We start from the raw sequence: 1,070 nt of genomic DNA, 5'->3' as shown, positions 1-1,070 counted from the left end.
CTAGCCTTTAAATCCAAGCCTAACTTTAAATGCTTAATGGTTACGGTATCGCCCATGTAAACACGCTCTAAAACGGCGTAGTCCTTGTATTCTTCGGTCTGAGATAAATCCTTGAAGTTTACAGTATAATTATAATATGGTAAGTCTATGCCACCGTCATAAAGCTTCTGTATTTCTAATCTTAGCATGGAATAAACCATGTCTAGGGTAACACCGTTATCCGGGTCTACTTTTATATTGCTAAACTCAAATGTTTGTATCTTTGGATTCGGATAATTATTAATATACGGAGAATCAATATACTTTTCTGGAAGCAGTACAGGAAGATTATTTTCGTCATATCCTATAGGCATTGCTCTTGTAACTACGTTATTATCATTCATATCTTCTTCAATGCCTAAAAGATTCTTGCCGTAAGATATTGTTACTCCTCTGTCCATGCCCCTCACTTGGTTAATAGATATATTGAATTTATCAGCCCGTAGTTCTCCTCCCCAAACCTTTAAAAAGGAATTATCCTCGCTCATAATGGCTGCTACAGGATTTTTACGCACATAATAAGCGGTTGCTACTGTAGAAATATCACTAATAAAAGTAAAATGGTGTGAATACTGTGTATGGCTGCTTATCCAATTCAAAGCTCCTGCGCCGTTCAAACTTGAGGGCCGCACATCTTCCAGAAAGTTGTCTGCAAAATCTGTAAAGAATATCTGCTTAGCAAACACATAAACACTTCTCATGCCTTTTCTGCGCTGCTTTATACGGAAATAGTTATCATCAGCTTTGATAATCATTTCTTTCTGTATCAAGTCATGCTTTGCTGTAACCTCAACATTGTCCCTAAGTTCTCCGGCTTTAAATGTGCCGGCTAATAAATTTGAGCTAGCCAATACTGTACCTGTTTTCTTTGGTCTATCTTGAATTGCAACATCTAACTCTAATGTATAGGTGCCGTTAAGTTCCTCAACTATTTTAGGAACTGTAGCCAGTACATCATCTAATACGCAAAGTCCATTGCCTGTGAATGCAGTTTCGTCAGCGTTATAAAGTATTATCATAATGTTCCTCCT

At 37.3% G+C, this 1,070-nt stretch carries 1 protein-coding gene; it reads right to left on the bottom strand.

Going from position 1 to position 1,070, the window contains the following annotated elements; translation table 11 throughout:
- Positions 1–1,058: phage tail spike protein (locus M9H71_RS25095; protein WP_455407577.1), on the bottom strand; the 1,058-nt coding region annotated here is incomplete at its 3' end.
- Positions 1,059–1,070: the final 12 nt, after the last annotated feature.

The organism is Rhodopseudomonas parapalustris (assembly GCF_053772255.1).
Note: the sequence above shows the minus strand (reverse complement) of the source record. Positions and strands in the feature narration are given on the sequence as shown.